This window comes from Rhodococcus sp. DMF-1, from assembly GCF_021441945.1.
GTDB lineage: Bacteria > Actinomycetota > Actinomycetes > Mycobacteriales > Mycobacteriaceae > Rhodococcus > Rhodococcus ruber.
The window spans coordinates 5,170,487-5,189,033 of record NZ_CP090442.1 but is presented as its reverse complement, the minus strand read 5'-3'; the positions used below and the strand labels follow the sequence as shown (position 1 = coordinate 5,189,033).

19 protein-coding genes are annotated in these 18,547 nt (G+C 71.7%); 4 read left to right on the top strand and 15 right to left on the bottom strand.

The genetic code is table 11. The annotated features are described in order from the left end of the window. Window positions 1-19 precede the first annotated feature (19 nt). The 9 genes from panC to ftsH form a co-directional block, all read right to left on the bottom strand. Window positions 20-961 carry a pantoate--beta-alanine ligase gene (panC, locus tag LZP97_RS23805; protein WP_048773418.1) on the bottom strand — a complete coding sequence of 314 codons (942 nt, stop codon included), beginning with the start codon at window positions 959-961 and terminating at the stop codon, window positions 20-22. Continuing rightward, complete coding sequence (locus LZP97_RS23800; protein ID WP_017681653.1) at window positions 954-1,889, bottom strand: Rossmann-like and DUF2520 domain-containing protein; 936 nt, start codon at window positions 1,887-1,889, stop codon at window positions 954-956. The genes panC and LZP97_RS23800 overlap by 8 nt, the downstream gene beginning before the upstream one ends. 128 nt (window positions 1,890-2,017) lie before the next feature. Next, window positions 2,018-2,905 (bottom strand): DUF6779 domain-containing protein, encoded by an 888-nt coding sequence (locus LZP97_RS23795; RefSeq protein ID WP_010594612.1) that lies wholly within the window; start codon window positions 2,903-2,905, stop codon window positions 2,018-2,020. A gap of 124 nt (window positions 2,906-3,029) precedes the next feature. After that, complete coding sequence (locus tag LZP97_RS23790) at window positions 3,030-3,494, bottom strand: DUF3180 domain-containing protein (RefSeq protein ID WP_017681654.1); 465 nt, start codon at window positions 3,492-3,494, stop codon at window positions 3,030-3,032. Next, window positions 3,494-4,018: a 2-amino-4-hydroxy-6-hydroxymethyldihydropteridine diphosphokinase gene (folK, locus tag LZP97_RS23785; RefSeq protein ID WP_010594614.1), complete on the bottom strand. Its 525-nt coding sequence runs from the start codon at window positions 4,016-4,018 to the stop codon at window positions 3,494-3,496. The genes LZP97_RS23790 and folK overlap by 1 nt, the downstream gene beginning before the upstream one ends. Further along, window positions 4,015-4,383 (bottom strand): dihydroneopterin aldolase, encoded by a 369-nt coding sequence (folB, locus tag LZP97_RS23780; protein ID WP_010594615.1) that lies wholly within the window; start codon window positions 4,381-4,383, stop codon window positions 4,015-4,017. Before folB ends, folK begins: the two co-directional genes overlap by 4 nt. Beyond that, on the bottom strand, window positions 4,380-5,231 hold the full coding sequence (gene folP, locus LZP97_RS23775) for a dihydropteroate synthase (RefSeq protein ID WP_085997952.1): 852 nt from the start codon (window positions 5,229-5,231) through the stop codon (window positions 4,380-4,382). Before folP ends, folB begins: the two co-directional genes overlap by 4 nt. A 2-nt stretch (window positions 5,232-5,233) precedes the next feature. Beyond that, window positions 5,234-5,851, bottom strand: a complete 618-nt coding sequence (gene folE / locus LZP97_RS23770; protein ID WP_371851040.1) for a GTP cyclohydrolase I FolE — start codon at window positions 5,849-5,851, stop codon at window positions 5,234-5,236. A 68-nt stretch (window positions 5,852-5,919) separates the two neighbouring features. Beyond that, a complete protein-coding gene (ftsH, locus tag LZP97_RS23765; protein WP_048773420.1) occupies window positions 5,920-8,253 on the bottom strand; it encodes an ATP-dependent zinc metalloprotease FtsH in 2,334 nt (777 codons plus the stop codon). A 227-nt stretch (window positions 8,254-8,480) separates the two neighbouring features. On the opposite strand from ftsH, the gene LZP97_RS23760 reads away from it, so the two are divergent. Further along, window positions 8,481-10,673 (top strand): protein kinase domain-containing protein, encoded by a 2,193-nt coding sequence (locus LZP97_RS23760; RefSeq protein ID WP_048773421.1) that lies wholly within the window; start codon window positions 8,481-8,483, stop codon window positions 10,671-10,673. On the opposite strand, the gene hpt is transcribed toward LZP97_RS23760, so the two are convergent. From hpt to dacB, 4 genes are read right to left on the bottom strand one after another with little or no spacing between them, the layout of a single operon-like run. Continuing rightward, window positions 10,661-11,215 carry a hypoxanthine phosphoribosyltransferase gene (gene hpt / locus LZP97_RS23755; RefSeq protein WP_003938265.1) on the bottom strand — a complete coding sequence of 185 codons (555 nt, stop codon included), beginning with the start codon at window positions 11,213-11,215 and terminating at the stop codon, window positions 10,661-10,663. The two genes, LZP97_RS23760 and hpt, sit on opposite strands and share 13 nt — an antisense overlap. Before the next feature lie 20 nt (window positions 11,216-11,235). Then, a complete protein-coding gene (gene tilS / locus LZP97_RS23750) occupies window positions 11,236-12,234 on the bottom strand; it encodes a tRNA lysidine(34) synthetase TilS (protein WP_040273712.1) in 999 nt (332 codons plus the stop codon). A 2-nt stretch (window positions 12,235-12,236) separates the two neighbouring features. Next, window positions 12,237-13,277 carry a zinc-dependent metalloprotease gene (locus LZP97_RS23745; RefSeq protein WP_010594621.1) on the bottom strand — a complete coding sequence of 347 codons (1,041 nt, stop codon included), beginning with the start codon at window positions 13,275-13,277 and terminating at the stop codon, window positions 12,237-12,239. Further along, window positions 13,268-14,674, bottom strand: a complete 1,407-nt coding sequence (dacB, locus tag LZP97_RS23740) for a D-alanyl-D-alanine carboxypeptidase/D-alanyl-D-alanine endopeptidase (RefSeq protein WP_010594622.1) — start codon at window positions 14,672-14,674, stop codon at window positions 13,268-13,270. The genes LZP97_RS23745 and dacB overlap by 10 nt, the downstream gene beginning before the upstream one ends. A 170-nt stretch (window positions 14,675-14,844) precedes the next feature. Between dacB and LZP97_RS23735 the strand changes: the two genes are divergently transcribed. Then, window positions 14,845-15,336 carry an inorganic diphosphatase gene (locus tag LZP97_RS23735; RefSeq protein ID WP_003938269.1) on the top strand — a complete coding sequence of 164 codons (492 nt, stop codon included), beginning with the start codon at window positions 14,845-14,847 and terminating at the stop codon, window positions 15,334-15,336. Window positions 15,337-15,390: 54 nt separating this feature from the next. Here the strand turns inward: LZP97_RS23735 and LZP97_RS23730 are convergent, their stop codons facing one another. Next, window positions 15,391-16,494: an SRPBCC family protein gene (locus LZP97_RS23730; protein WP_048773423.1), complete on the bottom strand. Its 1,104-nt coding sequence runs from the start codon at window positions 16,492-16,494 to the stop codon at window positions 15,391-15,393. 11 nt (window positions 16,495-16,505) lie between these two features. Then, the gene (locus LZP97_RS23725; protein WP_010594624.1) at window positions 16,506-17,336 is read right to left on the bottom strand and encodes a crotonase/enoyl-CoA hydratase family protein; all 831 of its coding nucleotides are present in this window, start codon (window positions 17,334-17,336) and stop codon (window positions 16,506-16,508) included. 147 nt (window positions 17,337-17,483) lie between these two features. Between LZP97_RS23725 and LZP97_RS23720 the strand changes: the two genes are divergently transcribed. Then, window positions 17,484-18,005: a 2-oxo-4-hydroxy-4-carboxy-5-ureidoimidazoline decarboxylase gene (locus LZP97_RS23720; RefSeq protein ID WP_048773424.1), complete on the top strand. Its 522-nt coding sequence runs from the start codon at window positions 17,484-17,486 to the stop codon at window positions 18,003-18,005. A 64-nt stretch (window positions 18,006-18,069) separates the two neighbouring features. Then, a complete protein-coding gene (locus LZP97_RS23715; RefSeq protein WP_026137982.1) occupies window positions 18,070-18,543 on the top strand; it encodes a YbaK/EbsC family protein in 474 nt (157 codons plus the stop codon). Window positions 18,544-18,547 lie beyond the last annotated feature (4 nt).

Here is an 18,547-nt window from a genome sequence, read left to right as displayed (position 1 = left end):
GCTTTTCGTGCCGGTCGCGCTATCGGCGGGTGAGCAGGTCGTCGGGGGTGGACGCGTCGACCGGGCCGGTCTCGCGTTCGAGGAATCCGGTGCCGATTGCGACACCGACGTTGTCGATGAGCCGGGTGGTGCCGATCCGAGCGGCGATCAGCAGCCGGCCGTCGCCACGTTCCGGAGCGGGACCGAGATCCGCACCCCGCAGTTCGAGATAGTCCAGCTCCACCGCGGGCTCGGCGGCGAGCACCGCGCGTGCGGCGGTGAGCACGGCCTCCGGCCCGCCGGCGGCGGCGTGCGCCCCGGCGACCAGCGCCGCGGACAGCACGGTGGCGATCCGGCGCTGCTCCGGATCCAGGTAGCGGTTGCGCGACGACAGCGCGAGCCCGTCCTGCTCGCGCACCGTCGGCACACCTACGATGCGGACGTCGAAGTTCAGGTCCTGCACCATCTGCCGGACCAGGGCGAGCTGCTGGTAGTCCTTCTCGCCGAAGAACACGACGTTGGGCGCCGCGATCTGCAGCAGCTTCGCGACGACGGTGAGCATGCCCGCGAAGTGCGTCGGGCGGCTGCCACCCTCGAGCTCCGCTCCCAGGGGGCCCGGATGGATCATGGTCCGCCTGCCCTCGGGGTACATCGCGGCCGCCGTCGGTGCGAACGCCAGCTCGACACCGGCCTCGCGCAGCAGCGCGAGGTCCGCGTCGAGGGTGCGGGGGTAGGCGTCGAGGTCCTCACCGGCGCCGAACTGCAGCGGATTGACGAAGATCGACACCACCACCACGGCACCGGTGAGCTTCGCCTGCCGTACGAGTTCGAGGTGACCGGCGTGCAGGGCACCCATCGTCGGCACGAGCGCCACGGTGCGGCCGACGCCGCGCAGCGCCTTGGTGACCTTGGTCAGGCCGGCGGGATCGTGGTGCACGGTCAACTCGCCGCGCACGTAGCCGCCCTGTTGCGTTTCACTCACCGTGATCAGCCCCTTCGAGGATCTCCATCAGTTCCGGTTTCGCACCGGCGCGCTGCGCCGAACGCAGCGACATCGCCCGGTAGCCGGCGGCGATCCGAGGTTCGACCTCGTCGAGCACCCGCAGGTGCGTGGCCACGGCCTGCGCGTCGCCGCGAGCGACCGGACCGGTCAGCGCGGACGGTCCGCGGCGCAGCGCGTTGTCGAGCGCCGCCGCCAGCAGCGGCTGCAGCACCCGCTCCGCGACACCACCGGGCGCGTCGTCGACGAGTTGCTGGCCGAGCAGTTCGTCACCCTCGAGCGCCACCCGCAGCGCCTCCACCGCATCGACCACGAGGGTGACGAGGTGGTTGCTGCCGTGGGCGAGCGCGGCGTGGTACAGCGCGCGCCGCTCCTCGCGGACGCGCACGGGTTCGCCGCCGATCTCGAGCACGAGGGACTGGGCGATCGCGTAGCCGATGTCGTCGGCGGCCGTGATGCCGAAGCACGCCGACGCGAGCCGGACGGTGTCCTCGTCGTGGCCGGTGAACGTCATCGCCGGATGGATGGCGAGCGGCACGACGCCCTGGTCTGCCAGCGGAGCGAGAACACCGACGCCGTTCGCGCCGGACGTGTGGGCGACGATCGTGCCGCGCGATACGGAACCGGTGGCGGCGAGGCCGCGGACGAGGGCGTGGAGTTCCGAGTCCGGGACGGCGAGGAGCAGCAGGTCGCAGCGAGCGGCGACCTCGTCGACGGGGAGAATTTCGGTGTCCGGGAGCCGGGTGCGGGCGCGGTGCTTGGACTGTTCGGAAACGGCGGAACAGGCCACGACCAGGTGGCCGACGCGTTCGAGTGCCGCGCCGATCGCCGTGCCCACCCGCCCGGCGGAAACGATTCCGACCGTCAGTCGTGCAGGCGCAGGCTCGTTGGTGATCCCGAAGGAGGTCACGGGAGTCCTCTCGTTCGTTCCAGTCCCGCTCGGCGGGTACCAGACGTTCCGATCGACGATAGCGCGGTGCGAGCGACCACGGCCACGGCAGAGAACGTGATCTGCGCCTCACCCGCCGTGGCGGGTGCTCAGCGCTCGGCGGACAGGGCAGCGAGGATCTCCGCGACCGTGCGCCCCTGGCTGTGCGCGCCCTCGCCCGCGTCGTCCGCCCGCCGTCGCCGGGCGCGCCGGCCCGTGGGCTCGGCGTCGCCGTCCGCGTCCGAGGCCCCGTCCTCGGGTGGCTCCGGCTGTGTCCCGGCGTCCTCGGGCTGTTCCGGTCGTGTCCCGGCGTCCTCGGGTTCCTCCGGCTGTGTCCCGGCGGCCTCGGGTTCCTCCGGCTGTGTCCCGGCCTCGGTCCGGTCCTCGGGGCCGGTCCCGTCCTGTCGTCGCGGGTCCGGAGACGCGCCGGGAGCAGCCGTCGCTCCCGCCGGGCGGCGGGGCACAGCGGTCGTCGTGTCGCCGTCGGTGACCACCGTGGTCTCGGCGGTCACCGGCTCGTCGTCGGGCGACGCGAAGAACGGTCCCGCCGGGCGGGGCGCGGCGGTGACCCGGAAGTTCCCGCCGCCGAGCTCCTGCAGTTGTCCCCGGCCCGCCCACAACGCGGCGCGGTCCTCGGGCAGCCGGCCGTCGAAGAGCACCTCGAGGTTGCGTCGCAGCGCAGCGAGCTCGGCCCGCAGGGCCGCCATCTGGTCGGCGTCGATGCGCAGCTCCGAGCGGACCTTCTCCTCGACGGTCAGCTCGTACTCGCGGCGTGCCGCGATCTCCCGTTCGAGCTGCAGTTCGTACACGGTCTGCAGATCCCGGACCTTGGCGCGGTCCAGTGCCGACTCGCGTCGGTACTTCGTCATGGCGATCGCGCCGACGGTGGCAGCCCACAGCGCGACCACCAGCCCGACACGCAACAGCTGGACGCTGTCGCTGAAGACCAGGAACAGCGACGCGATCAGCGCCAGGGCGAGCAGTGCCGCCACGATCACAGAACTCGCGCTGCGCCGTGGCCGACGACCCTTCCTCGTTCGCACCGGAGTCCCCATGGGCTCCAGACTACTGGGCGTGGCCGCCGTGACCCGAAAGTCGAGCGCACCCGGACCGCCGCCGCCGTCAGGTCGCCGGCTCGTCGGGATCTTCCGGTGTCCGGCAACAATGTTCGAGCCACAGGGCGGCACCCGCGAGTGCCACACCGGCGAGCAGCCCGACGATCACACCGGCGCTGTCCTCGACCGCGGCCTGGAGCACCGGTCGCTGCGGCACCAGGTACAGCAGGAACCCCGCCCAGATGCCCGCGCTGGCCGCACCGACCAATGCCGATGCCTTCGCGAGCGCCACCGCACGAGCCGCCGTGATGGGATGCAACTGGTGCGGCCCGTCGCCGATCTCGTGCTTGCCGACGCGGGAACGGATCATGAAGGCCAGCACCACCTCGACGATCGCGACCGGATACAGCGACGCTCCCGCATAGACGGGGATCGGCGGCAGCGTGCCGTACAGGCCGCGCGCCAGCAGCCATGCCGCGACGGCGGCGAGCACCGCCAGCGCCAGCAGATCCCGGATACGCGTCGGCTTCATCACCGCGGCGGCTCCAGCCGGTACTCGGTGCGGCGCACACCTTCGCGTTCGTCGACGGCGAGAGCCGCGAGCCACTCCGTCAACGGCCGTCGCGTGCCGTCGACCACCAGCGTCGCCTGCGGTTCGACGTCCCACCACGGGACGAGCACGAAGGCGCGCAGGTGGGCGCGCGGATGCGGCAGGGTCAGCTCGGGATCGTCGCTGAGAACCTCGCGGCCGTCCGAGTCGTGGCAGGTGACCACGTCCACGTCGAGGCTGCGCGGACCCCACCGCTGTTCCCGGACCCGGTCGGCGGCAGCCTCGAGCTGCCGGCCCAGGTCGAGCCAGCCGCGGCAGTCCAGCGACGGGTCCTCGGCGACGACGACGGCGTTGAGGAAGTCCTGCTGCTCGACCCCGCCCCACGGCGCGGTCGAATACACCGGCGACACGGCCACGATCCGGTCGGCGAGGGCTTCGGTGACCGAGCGCAGGTGCGCGGTCCGGTCCCCGATGTTCGAGCCGATGGACAGCACCGCCCGGCTCACGAGCCGCTCCGGGTGCGCTCGACCACCACCGCCACGTCCGCGAAGGTCAGCGGGATCGGCGCCGACGGCTTGTGCAGGGTGACCTCGACCCGGGTGACCCGCGGGTCGGTGAGGACGTCGGCGGCGATCTCACCGGCAACGGTCTCGATGAGGTCGCGTGACGGGCCCGCGACGATCGCGGCGGCCCGCTCGGCGAGGATGCCGTAGTGCAGGGTGTCGTCGAGGGCGTCGCTCGCCGCAGCCGGTGCGAGATCGAGCCACGCGACGATGTCCACCAGGAAGTCCTGGCCGTCGCGCTTCTCGTGGTCGAACACCCCGTGGTGGCCGCGGACCCGCAGTCCGCGCAGTTCGATCCGGTCGCTCACGCCGATCCTCCCGCCGCACTGCCGCGCTGCCACGCCCCGACGACGGCGACAGCGTCCAGCGACGCCCGCACGTCGTGCACGCGCACTCCCCACGCCCCGTGCTCCGCCGCGAGCGCCGACACGACGGCCGTGGCCACCTCGCGGCCACCGGGGGGCCGGATCGTGCCGTCGGGGGCGGCGAGCAGGGAACCGAGGAAGCGTTTGCGCGACGCACCGATCAGCACCGGGTAGCCGAGTTCGGTGAGCTCGGGCAGGCGGCGCAGCAGTTCCCAGTTGTGGTCGGCGTCCTTCACGAAGCCGAGGCCGGGATCGAGGATGATGTTCGCCGGATCCACGCCGGCCGCGATCGCGGCGTCCACCTGCACCATCAGCTCCCCGCGCACTTCGCGGACCACGTCGTCGTAGTGGGTGGATCCGCCGGCGTGCACGAAGCCGCCGGCGGGTCGCCAGTGCATGAGGATCCACGGCACGCCGGCCGCGGCCACGACCGCGGCCATGCGAGAGTCGGCGCGTCCACCCGAGACGTCGTTGACGATGGTGACCCCGGCCTCGATCGCCGCCTCGGCCACGGAGGCACGCATGGTGTCGACACTGGTGGGAATGCCGGCGGCGCTCAACGCGGCGACGACCGGCGCGACCCGCGCGGCCTCGACCTCCGGGTCGACGCGAGCCGCTCCGGGACGGGTGGATTCCCCACCGACGTCGACGATGTCCACACCCAGGTCACGCAGTTCCAGGCCGTGCGCGATCGCCGCGTCGCGGTCGAGGTACCGGCCGCCGTCCGAGAACGAATCCCGCGTCACGTTCAGCACACCCATCACCACCGGGCGACCGGGGTTCGGCAGCATGCTCACCGGCGCAGGATCAGATCCAGGGCCTCGGCACGCGACGCCGAGTTGGTCTGCAGCAACCCCCGCACCGCCGAGGTCGTGGTGCTCGCCCCCGGCTTGCGGATGCCCCGCATGGCCATGCACAGATGCTCGGCCTCGACGACCACGATCACCCCGACCGGATCCAGCTTGCGCATCAGCGCATCCGCCACCTGACTGGTCAGCCGCTCCTGCACCTGCGGCCGCTTGGCGTACAGATCCACCACCCGCGCCAGCTTCGACAGGCCCGTCACCCGGCCGGTGGGACCGGGGATGTAGCCGACGTGCGCGACCCCGTGGAACGAGACCAGGTGGTGCTCGCACGTCGAGTACATCGGAATGTCGCGGACCAGGACGAGTTCCTGATGGCCCTCGTCGAAGGTCTTGTCCAGGACCGAGTCCGGATCGGTGTACAGACCGGCGAACATCTCCCGGTACGCCCGCGCGACCCGGGCCGGAGTGTCGAGCAGCCCTTCGCGCTCGGGGTCCTCCCCCACCGCGATCAGCAGTTCCCGCACGGCCGCCTCCGCGCGAGCCTGATCGAAGGCCCGGCCCGATTCCCGGCTGCGCAGGAGCTCGCCGTCACCGCCGATCGACACGGAATCCGCCTCGGAATCCAGGTGATTCACCGACACCAGACCGTACCTCCACTCTTCTCGACTCGGGTTCAGCGCGGACCGGTCGGCCCCTCCCACGGCTGTGTCGGCGGTGGCTCGGGAGCCACGTTCCGCTCGGCCTGTCGCTCGTCCTCGTCGGCCGGGCGCGCGGGCTGGGTCCATTGCGGATACCCAGGATAGGTGCTCTGCGGCCGCTCGGACTCGGCAGGCGGCCAACCGGGTGCCGACCAGCCCGCCGGGGCGCCGTAGTCGGGCCGGGTGGCGTGGCGGGGTCCGCCCGGGTACGGCGGCTGCCCGAAGCCCGGCAGCGGCTCCGACGCGGGCGCCGGCACCGGCGCCGGATGCCCGTTGGTCGGCGCCGCGGGCTGCGACTGCGGCAGCGGCTGCGGCTGCGGCTGCGGCTGCGGCTGGGCAGGCTTGGTGAAGGACGGGCGCACCGCTTCCGGCGGCCACGGCTCACCGCGTTCCTTCGCCCGCTCGGCCGGCGTCTTGATGGGGGGCTTGTCCGACGGCGTGCGTCCACCGAAGTCGTTGAACTCGGTGATCCGCGGCCGCTTCTCGACGGAGGCGAGGATCCGCTCGAGATCCTTGCGGGTGAGGGTCTCGTGTTCGAGCAGTTCCCCGGCGAGCACGTCCAGCACGTCGCGGTAGTCGTTGAGGATCGCCCAGGCTTCGGTGTGCGCGGCCTCGATGAGGTTGCGCACCTCCTCGTCGATCTCGCGGGCCACCTCGTGCGAGTAGTCGGACTGCACGCCCATCGAGCGGCCGAGGAACGGGTCGCCGTGTTCCTGCCCGTAGCGGACGGCGCCGAGGCGGGCACTCATGCCGTACTCGGTGACCATCGCACGGGCGATCTTGGTGGCCTGGTCGATGTCCGAGGAGGCACCCGTCGTCGGCTCGTGGAACACGAGTTCCTCGGCCGCGCGGCCACCCATGGCCATCACCAGGCGGGCGATCATCTCCGAGCGGGTCATCAGGCCCTTGTCGTCCTCGGGGACGGTCATCGCGTGACCGCCGGTGCGGCCGCGGGCGAGGATCGTCACCTTGTAGACCGGCTCGATGTCCGGCATCGCCCACGCGGCGAGCGTGTGCCCACCCTCGTGGTAGGCGGTGATCTTCTTCTCGTGCTCGCTGATGATGCGGCTCTTGCGGCGCGGGCCGCCGATCACCCGGTCCACCGACTCCTCGAGTGCGGCCTCGGTGATCACGGTGCCGTTCTCGCGCGCGGTGAGCAGCGCAGCCTCGTTCACGACGTTGGCCAGGTCCGCGCCGGACATGCCGACGGTGCGCTTGGCCAGTCCCTCGAGGTCGGCGTGCTGGTCGAGCGGCTTGCCCTTGGAATGCACCTGCAGGATCGCCCGGCGCCCGGCGAGGTCGGGGTTGGTGACCGGGATCTGCCGGTCGAACCGGCCCGGCCGCAGCAGGGCCGGATCCAGGATGTCGGGACGGTTGGTGGCGGCGATGAGGATGATGCCCTGCCGGTCCCCGAAGCCGTCCATTTCGACGAGCAGCTGGTTGAGCGTCTGCTCCCGTTCGTCGTGGCCGCCGCCGAGGCCGGCACCACGCTGACGGCCGACCGCGTCGATCTCGTCGACGAAGATGATGCAGGGGCTGTTCTGCTTGGCCTGCTCGAACAGGTCGCGCACGCGGGACGCACCGACGCCGACGAACATCTCCACGAAGTCCGAACCGGAGATGGTGAAGAACGGGACGCCGGCCTCACCGGCAACCGCGCGGGCGAGCAGGGTCTTGCCCGTGCCGGGAGGGCCGTACAGCAGGACGCCCTTCGGGATCTTCGCGCCGAGGGCCTGGTAGCGCGCCGGGTTCTGGAGGAAGTCCTTGATCTCGTACAGCTCTTCGACGGCCTCGTCCGCACCGGCGACGTCGGCGAACGTGGTCTTGGGCATGTCCTTGGTCAGCTGCTTGGCCTTGGACTTGCCGAAGCCCATCATCCCGCCGCGGCCACCGCCCTGCATGCGGCTCATCACGAAGAAGAACACCCCGAGCAGGATGATCATCGGGAGCACGAACAGCAGGATCGACGTCAGCCAGCTCTCCTGGGTGACGGTGGTGTCGAACTTCTCGAGGCCCGCGCCGGCGACTTTGTCGAAGATCTGCTCGGACGCCGACTCCGGGTACTTGGCGAGGATTTCGGTGTCGTCCCCGGTCGCCTCGTTGCCGCTCTTCAGCCACAGGCGTACCTGCTGCTCGCGGTCGTCGATCTGCGCCCGGCTGACGTTGTCCGCATCGAGCTGAGCAAGCGCGACAGACGTGTCCACCTTGGTGAAACCGCGGGTGTCGTCGCCGAAGTAGCTGAAGGCGTAGATGACCAACAGGATGCCGGCGACGATCGCCAGATTACGGAACACTGTCTTGCGGTTCATACAGGTTCGGCCCGGCCGGCCGGTCCTTTCGATAGTGCGGTCATCATCGTGGTCGTCCCGAGGAGTCCGGCGACGAACCGGACACCGCAAGGTTACCGCGTGTACGCGCAGCGTTGCCCTCGCGCGCCCGCACGGTTCGAGGGGTCAACGTCCGGGGCCACCCGGAGGTTCCCGCCGGTCGCGTCAGCCGCCTGCGGGCACGGGCCCCACCGTGGTTATCATTTCGCATGGCCATGCAGGAGCCGGAATCTGCAACCGAGGCCGACCCGACCCATTCCGCTGCGGCCGAGCCGACCCGCACGGTTGCGGCCGATCCCACCCGTACAGCCGAGGCGGAGCCGACCCGCACCGCCGAGGCCGACCCGACCCGCACCGCCGAGGCCGACCCGACCCGCACCGCCGAGGCCGACCCGACCCGCACCGCCGAGGCCGACCCGACCCGCACCGCCGAGGCCGACCCGACCCGCACGGCCGCCGTGGAGCTCACCCGTACGGCCGATGCGCCCACCGAACCAGCCCGTACCAGCGCGGTCGTCCCTCGCGGCGAAGCGACGACCGAGCCGTTCCCGGTCCGCGTCCCGACCGGTATCGACGACGTCGAAGCCGGGAACCGGATCGACGACTTCGACCTGCTCACCAACCTCGGCCGCGGCGCCTTCGGGCGGGTGTTCCTGGCCCGGCAGCACTCGATGCAGCGGCTCGTCGCCGTGAAGATCTCCCCCGACCGCGGTACCGAGGCCCAGACCCTCGCCCAGCTCGACCACGACTACATCGTCCGTGTCTTCGACCAGCGGATCCTGCCGGACCACGGCCTGCGGCTGCTGTACATGCAGTATCTGCCGGGTGGGACGCTGCTGCGGGTGCTGCACCGGGTGCGCACCACCCCACCCGAGCAGCGCAGCGGCCGGCTCCTGCTCGACGTCGTCGACGAGACCCTCGCCGAGAAGGGGGAGATCCGGCCCGCCGAGTCGACCGTGCGCAGCCGGCTCGAGAACCTGAGCTGGCCCGAGACCGTCGCGTGGCTCGGGCGCCGGCTCGCGTCCGCACTGGACTACGCCGATCGGCGCGGAGTGCTGCACCGCGACGTGAAGCCCGCCAACGTTCTGCTCACGGCGGAGGGCGTGCCCAAGCTCGCCGACTTCAACATCAGTTTCGCCGAGTCCGTCGGTGGCACGTCGGCCGTGGCGTACCTCGGCGGGTCCCTGGCGTACATGTCGCCCGAGCAGCTCGAGGCGTGCCATCCCGGTCTGCCCGGCACCGCCGCGGACATGGACACCCGCAGCGACATCTACGCGCTCGGGGTCATGTTGTGGGAACTGCTCACGGGTGGCCGGCCCAACAGCGAGGACGACCTAGGCGCCGAAACCCTGCCCGCACTCGAGACGATGCTCGCGCGGCGACGCTCCGGACTGACCGCGGCCGCGCGCGAGCGGATCCCGGCCGACTGCCCCCAGACTCTGCTGCGGGTGCTCGCGAAGTGCCTCGAACCGGATCCGGCGGATCGGTGGGCGTCGGGTGCGGAGCTGGCACAGCAGTTCGACCTGTGCCTCGATCCGCGGGCCCGGGACCTCGTCGACCCGCCGCCGCACAGCTGGCGCGCCCGGCTCCGGCGCCCCGTGGTGCCGATCCTCACCGCCGCAATCGCGATCCCGAACGTGCTGGCCGCGCTCTACAACTACCAGCACAATGCGAACCTGATCGTCGACCGGCTCCCACCGGACACCCAGCGCGAATTCGAGCAGCTCGCGCTGATCATCAACGGGATCACCTTCCCGCTCGGCACGGTGATCATCGTGTATCTGTGCCGACGGTTGATCACCGTCCCGCGCGGTCTGCACCGCGGCCGCAGCTACGACGCAGTGGAACTCGCCCGGGCGCGGCACGACGCACTGCTGATCAGCGATCGCGTCGCCGCCGTGGTGATGACCCTGTGGACGGTCGCCGGCATCGCGTTCCCGGTGGCACTGCACTTCGTCGGCGGCAACATCGACGGCCCCTCCGCCGCGCACTTCCTCACGTCGATCCTGGTGTGCGGGGCGATCGCCGTCGCCTATCCGTTCTTCCTGGTCGCCTTCTACATGGTGCGATCGTTGTATCCGGCCTTCCTGCCGCACGGGGCGACCGACGCCACGGATGCCCGCGAACTCGAGGGCCTGCACCGCCGCAGTGTGCGCTACCTGGCGCTGGCGGCGGCCGTTCCGCTCGTCGGGGTGGCCGGCGTGACGTACCTCTCACCCGAGGAGATCCAGCAGGTCCTCGTCGCGGTGCGGGTACTGGCGGTGGGCAGCATCGCCGCGTTCGTGCTCGTGTACTGGTTGTTCCGCATCATGGAGGACGACCTGCGCGCCCTGCAGCGCGGCGTGGCCCCGACCCGGGCGACGCGCGAGCCGGTGAAGCCGGGCCCGGATCAGTCGGTGTAGACCTTCGGGTCGAGGGTGCCGATGTACGGCAGATCACGGTAGCGCTCGTCGTAGTCGAGGCCGTAGCCGACGACGAACTCGTCCGGGATGTCGAATCCCACGTCGGCGACGTGGACGTCGACCTTCACGGCCTCCGGTTTGCGCAGCAGCGTCACCACCTCGAGGGACGCCGGGTTCCGGGAGGAGAGGTTGCGCATGAGCCAGGACAGCGTGAGGCCGGAGTCGATGATGTCCTCGACGATCAGCACGTTCCGGCCGGCGATGTCCTTGTCGAGGTCCTTGAGGATGCGCACCACGCCGGACGACGAGGTGGACGACCCGTACGAGCTGACCGCCATGAATTCCATCTGGGTGGGGATCGGCAGCGCCCGCGCGAAGTCGGTCATGAAGAAGATCGCGCCCTTGAGCACGCCGATGAGCAGCAGATCACCCTCGGGTGCGCCCACCGGATAGCGCGCGGCGATGGTCTCGGCCAGCTCCTTCGTGCGCTGTTCGATCTGTTCCTCGGAGATCAGTACCGACGCGATGTCGTTCTCGTACACCGGGTTCATCCTGCCTTCCCTCAGTCGTCCGCACCCTGTCGCCGGCCGACGAACTCGACGATCAGCCTGCCACGCCGACGCGTGACGACCAACCTGACGCCGGGCTGCGGCCCGCCGCCCACGGCGACGCCGCCCTGGCCGCGCCACTGCCCGATCAGGTCGTCGACGGCTCGCAGCTTGCGGTCCGTCGGGGCGGAGGCCCCCGAGTCGAGCAGCCATCGTCGCAGGACCCGTCGTCGTACCGCGACGGGCGTGCCGGCGAGGACGTCCACCGCCAGCCCGGTCCCGACCCGGGCCTCCCCCAGCCGGCGCCCGGCCAGTTCCTCCAGCGCGTCCTCGTCCTCGCGCAGCTGCGCGGCCGTGCGCGCGAGGGCCGGTGCGACCCCACCGCCGAGCACGTCCTCGAGCAGCGGCAGCACCTCCTCACGCAGCCGCACCCTGGTGAAACGACGGTCGCTGTTGTGCGCGTCGTCGTAGGGCGTGTACCCCAGTTCCGCACAGGCCCGGCGGGTGACGTCGCGACGCACGCCGAGCAGGGGGCGCCCCCACGGCTCGTCGAACTCGCACATGCCGCGCAGGGAGCGGGCCCCGGAACCGCGGCCCAGCCCCAGCAGCACCGTCTCGGCCTGATCGTCGAGCGTGTGCCCGAGCAGCACCGGCAATCCCGCCCGGGCCTCGTCGAGCGCCCGGTAGCGGGCCGCACGCGCGGCCGCCTCGGGACCGCCGGGGCCGGTCACCGCGACGCGGACGACCTGTACCGACACGCATCCGGCCGACCGGGCGAATGCCGCGGCGCGGGCGGCGACGTCGCCGGAGCCGGGCTGCAGGCCGTGGTCGACGACGACGGCGTGCACCGAATCCGCCTCGGCGACGGCGGCGACGGTCAGAGCCGACGAGTCGGCGCCGCCGGACAGGCCGACCGCGACGGACCGGCCGTGGGTCGCGACCCAGCGACGGACGGCCAGACGCACCTCGTGGACGGCAGGGGTCTCGGGCAGGAGCGGTCGATCGGACGACACCGTCAGGCCAGTACCCGTGCGATCCACGCGTCGGGGTCGTCGATCTCGGCGAGGGTCGGCATCGCGTCGGGTCCGCTCCAGACGGTGTTGAACCGGGCCATGCCCACCCGTTCGACGACGGTGTCGACGAACTTCTTGCCCTGCACGTACTGGGCCATCTTGGCGTCCATCCCGAGCAGTGCACGGACGATGCGGTGGACGGGGTTCACGGCGCGCCGGCGACGGTTGTCGAACGCGCGCCGGATCTGCGCGACGGCGGGCACCACGGAGGGTCCGACCGCGTCCATCACGTGGTCGGCGTGGCCCTCGAGCACGGTACCCAGGGCCAGCATGCGGTCGAGGGCGGTGCGCTGGGGTTCGGACTGCACCGCTCGGACGAGACCGAGCACACCGCGCTCGGCCATGGGCTTCTCCTCCCCCGGCCGGCGATCGCGCAGGACCCCGGTGATCCGGCCGGCGAGATCGGTGAACGACTCGTCCACGGTCCGGCCCAGCTCCGCCGCCGCCTCGCGCATCAGGTCCGCCATCCACGGGGCCTCGGCGAACTGCACGCGGTGGGTGACCTCGTGCAGGCACACCCACATCCGGAAGTCGGCGGTGGGCACCCGCAGCGCCCGCTCGACGGCGACGACGTTCGGGGCCACGAGCAGCAGCGACCGCGAGAACGGGTCGTACTGACCGAGCACGGCGGTGGACAGGTACGCGAGCATCGCGCCGGCCTGCATGCCGGCGGGCTTGCCGACCCACCGGCCCTCGGTGGGCCCGGAACCGGTGAGGTCCGCCATCGACCTGGCGGCGGCGTGCACCCATTCGGACCGGTCGACCACCGCGGCCGGCGGCACGTCTCGCCCGTCGCCGAGGCCGGTCAGCTCCCGCACCGGTGGCTCGGCGCGGTCGGCGGCCGAGGCCAGCTCGGCGACGACGGTCTCGGCGGTGTACCGCGACATCGCCGGGCCCGGCCGGGTCAGGCGCGCTCCGACCCCGGCCGCGAACTTCCAGTCGATCGCGTCACCCAGCGTCCGGTCCCGGTCGGTCATCGGCATCCGCATCCTCGGAGGGTCGCCGCCACCGCGTCGAGGGCAGGTCGGCTCTCGCCCGGCGAACGGTCGTTGGACAACAGGGCGAACGTCAGCACCCGGCCGTCGGTGTCGACGACGAATCCGGTCAGACCGCTCGCCTGCGACAGGGTGCCCGTCTTCGCGCGAACCCAACCCGCCCCGTCGCGGTTGGTCGAGGCGTAGCGCTCCGAGAGGGTGCCGGTGGCGCCCGCGACCGGCAGGTAGTCCAGCATCGGGCGCAGCGACGCCTGTTCGGTTCCGGCGGCGGCGGCCATCACCGCGTCGAGGAGCCGAGCGGGAATCCGGTTGTCGACGGACAGGCCGCTCACGTCGTGGAGGGTGAGCCCGGTCAGGTCGAATCCGGCCTCGCGCAGGGCCGCGGCGACGCTGTCGACCGCGCCGCGGAAGGACGGCTCGACACCCTCGGCCGCGGCGATCTCGCGGCCGACGGCCTCGGCCAGGACATTGTCGGAGTAACCCATCATCTGCCCCAGCCGATCGCGCAGCGGCGCCGACTGCACAGCGGCCAGCGGAGCCGCTCCGGGCCGGACTGTCCCGGTGGCGACCCGGGCGGGGTCCGCGCCGAGCGCGGCGGCGAGGGCCCGGCCGGCATCGAGGGCGGGGGTGGGGGTGCGCGGCGACTCGTCCTCGAGGGGGTTCAGCCGGCCGCCGTCGAGCATCACCGGTTCGATCGGCGCCACGGAGCCGCCGGCGATGTCGGCGGGGAACCATCCGGTGGCCAGGGCGTCACCGGCGTAGGCACCGGTGTCGACGAGCACCGTGTCGACGACGACGCCGCTGCGCTGGATCTGCTGCACGAGGTCGGCGATGCGCGGGGCGCCGGCGTAGAAGCCGGGCTCGCCGGGGGGCTGGGCGGTGAGGGTGGGATCGCCACCGGCGACGAGCACGATCTCCCCCGGCCGGCTGCCCTCGACGACCTTGGTGGTGACCCGGTGTTCGGCGGGCAGGGCGAGCAGCGCTGCGGCGGCGGTGAGAACCTTCGTCGTCGACGCCGGGATCATCGGCCGGGCCGGGTCCTTCGACCACAGCACGGTGCCCGTGGCGGCGTCGGTGATCGAACCGGTGAAGTTGCCCAGCCCCGCGTTCCCCAGCGCCGGCGCGAGCGTGGCGGCCAGGGCGGGGCCGGTGGGGGCGAGGGCGTCGGCCGGTACCGGGGCCACCTGCGGGGTCGCGGTGACGGGCGCCGGTGCCGGCGCTATCGCGGCGGCGGCCTCGCCGCTGCGGAAGTCGGAGAGCGCGAAGGCCCCTCCCACGAGCAGCGCGACGGTCCCCGCTGCCCAGATGGTGAACAGGATCCGGAGGTTCCGGCGGCGCCGTCCCGCCAGTGTGCCCAGCTTCTTCTTGCCCTGCCCCGCCAACACGCCTCCGCTGTGTCGAATCCCGCGGCGTTCGCCCCGGCGAATCCCGCGCCCTGGTGACCGCCCCGGTGGTCCGGCACCTGCGCCACCAGCGTAGCGCCGACCCGTTATCCTCTGTGCGGACCATCACCGCAGATACGGCAGTCGTATCGATCTACAAGTGAGGACACGGCGTGGAGTTCGAGGTCACCATCGAGATCCCCAAGGGGCAGCGCAACAAGTACGAGGTCGATCACGAAACCGGCCGCGTGAAGCTGGACCGCTACCTCTACACCTCGTTCGGCTACCCCGCCGACTACGGCTACATCGAGAACACCCTCGGCGAGGACGGGGACCCGCTGGACTGCATGGTGCTGCTGCCCGAGTCCGTGTTCCCCGGCGTCATCGTCGAGGCCCGTCCGGTGGGCATGTTCAAGATGGTCGACGAGGCCGGCGGCGACGACAAGGTCCTCGCCGTGCCCGCGGGCGATCCGCGCTGGGACCACGTCAAGGACATCAGCGACGTCTCGCAGTTCGAACTGGACGCGATCAAGCACTTCTTCGTCCACTACAAGGACCTGGAGCCGGGCAAGCACGTCGAGGCCGCGGACTGGGTCGGCCGCGCCGAGGCCGAGGCCGAGGTCTCCGCGTCGATCGAGCGCCTGAAGGCGAACGGCGGGCACTGACCCCACGCGCCGTTCGGGCTCCGCGGCCGCCGGCTGCGGAGCCCGAACGCGTTCTCAGCCGCTGCGCTCGATCGCGTCCCGGATGTCGGCGAGCCGATCGAGCAGGCGCGGCCGGAGCCGGGCGTCCACCCGCGCCGACCACGGCCGCAGCAGGCGCCGCGACCGCAGGACGACGTGCTGTCGCAGGAGACATCCCTGCGGGGTGGACTCGATCCGGTAGTCGACGTGGCCGGTGAACCAGGCGCTGCGGAAGTCCATCGCGAGCAGGTCCGGGTCCTCGATCGCGGTCACGACGCTGTCGACGGGCATCCACCAGCCGGGCGCGAGCCGCACCCGCTCGTGCCACCGGGTGCCCTCGGTGGTCGGACCGGACGGGGACTTGCCCGTCCGGACGCCGCTGCGCGCCGGTGCGCCCACGTGGTCCTGCACGTCGGCGAGCAGCGCGAACACCATCCCGGCGGGTCGGCGCACCGGAATCCGAAGCCGGAAATCCATTGGGGTTCCTGGACTTTCGTCGACCGGCGGCGGACCGCCCCGTCGGCGCCGCGCGTGTTGCTCCGCTCGGTCCCGGATCCCCAGCAGCATTCGCCGGGACATCACGAAGTCGCCCACGTCCATGAGGACGGCCCAACCGACCGCGAACGGCGACGGGGGGATCCGGAATCGCACGCGATGCACCAGTCGGCTGCGTCCGGGCCCGTCCGGACGCAACGTCAGCGCGACGGTGACCGAACCCCCGTCGTGCGAGTGGGCATACACGAGGGAACGTCCGGGATCGATCGACTCCACCCGGAAGGCGGCCGGGGAACCCGCGACCAGCCGGACCCGGTCACCGACCTCGAGCCGCTGCAGTTCGGGCCGGATCTCGCGGGCGCTCGGCTTCCCGCCGTTGTCGACGAGGTCGTAGCTGTACCAACCGGCACGGTCCCCGGCGCCCATCTGGACCAGCCACGGCCACACGTCCTCCGCCTCGGCCACGATCGACACCGCTCGGGTCGCCGACCAGTGAGGCCGGGGCACGATCTCGTCCCCCGGCATCCGTCCGGCCACCTCGGTCCTCGTCGCACCCCAGTGCAACTGCCAGGGCCGGTAGACCGTCAGATACACCAGCGGGACGGCCGGCAGCAGCCGGCCGCCCCACGTCAGGACCGGGCGCACCCGTCCATCCTCTACCGGCCCCGGAACTCCGGGGGCCGCTTCTCGAAGACCGCCGCGACGGCCTCGGTCAGATCCTCCGACGGCAGGAACGCGGAGTTCCAGGCCGCGACGTAGCGCAGGCTGTCGTCGACGCGCGGCGAGCGGCTGTGGTCGAGAACGGCCTTGATGCCGTGCACGACCAGCGGCGGATTCGCCGCGATCTCGGCGGCGGTGGCCTGTGCGGCGGTCAGGACGGCATCCGCGTCCTCGAAGACGTCGTTGACCAGACCGATCTTCTCCGCGCGTGCCGCGTCGATGTCCTTGCCGGTGAGGGCCAGCTCGCGCAGGTGCCCGTCGCCGATGATCAGCGGCAGGCGCGCGAGACTGCCCACGTCGGCGACCATCCCGACCTTGACCTCACGGACGCTGAACTTCGCGTCGGCGCTGGCGTACCGGATGTCGGCCGCGGAGATCAGATCGACGCCGCCGCCGATGCACCAGCCCTGCACGGCCGCGACGACGGGCTTGCGGCAGTCCGCGACCGCGGTGATCGCCGCCTGCATCCGCTTGACCATCTCGTGGAACTCGGTGCGCGGGGCGGCCAGCGCCTTGTCCGCGAGGACCTTGCCCAGGTCGCCGCTCATGGCGGGCAGGTCGAGACCGAAGGAGAAGTGCTTGCCGGCGCCGGCGAGCACGACGGCACGCACGTCCGGATCCGCGTCGAGCTCGCCGAACAACAGCGGCAGCTCGGTCCAGAAGTCGGGGCCCATGGCGTTGCCTTTGCCCGGACCGACGAGGGTGACGAGCGCGACGTGGTCCGCGACGTCGACCGTGAACGCTTTCCAGCGAGATTCCTGAGTCATTACTCGAGAGTAATATGCGGGCGCCGATCCGCTGGCACGGACCACTCGTTACAGCCTGGAAAATTCCGCGCTCCGCCTCTGGTGGCCGACACGCCGCGGACGGATCCTGAGGGCACGAACGGTCCGGCTCGTAGAGGAGGGACTGTCATGTTGATGCACCAGGGCATCGGTCTGGGCGCCTTCAACGCCCTGTCCCGGCGGGGCGCCACCCACGCGCTGTACGAGTGCTGCGCGTCGCTCACCTGGGCCCAGGAGGTAGCGGCGGGACGTCCCTATGCGAGCTATCCGGAACTGTTCGCCCGCGCCGACGCCGCCCTGTTCTCCGCGAGCGACGCGGAGATCGCGGCGGCCCTCGACTGTCACCCGGTGGTGGGCCGTCGGCGCGGCAGCACCGCCTCGCGGCTCGAACAGTGCTCGCTGTGGGACGAGGACGAGGCCTTGACGACCGCGATCACCGCTGCCGCCGCCACGTACGAGGAGCGCTTCGGCTACCGCTACCTGTGGTGCCCGCAGGGCCGCGGACTGCGGGATCTGCTGACCGACCTCCGCCACCGGCTCGCACACGACCCCGAGGCGGAACGCAAGGTGTGCACGGAGGAACTCGCCAAGATCACCCGCACCCGGCTCGAGCGCATGCTCGGACCCGAGGACGGCTTTCCGCTGTACTGACCCCGGCCGCGGCCGGACCTGCCGATCGGAGCCACGGACGGCGGCAGCCTCCTAGGCTGGAACCATGTCCGGGACACTGCATCCGAATGCCGCTCGAGTGGCCGACACGCTCATCGCGCGCGGGCACCACGGGTTGATCACGACCCAACCGGAGTCGGTGCACACCGCCGAGCAGGCTGCGGCCGCGCTCGGGGTCGACGTGGGCGCGATCGTCAAGTCGCTGGTGTTCCTGCTCGACGACGAACCGGTACTGCTGCTGGTCTCGGGTGCCCATCGGGTGAATCCGGAACGAACCGGCAAGCGTCTCGGCGGTGTGCTCGTCGCGGCGCCCCCGGACGTCGTCACCGAGGTCACGGGTCAGCCCGTCGGCGGGGTGGCGCCGCTCGGGCATCCGACGAACCTGACCACGTACGTCGACACCGCCCTGGCCGCCTTCCCCCAGCTCTGGGCCTCCGGCGGGCATCCACGCACGCTGTTCCGCACGACGTTCCGCGAACTGATGCGCATCACGGCAGCCGTCGACGTCGAGGTCGACTAGCCCT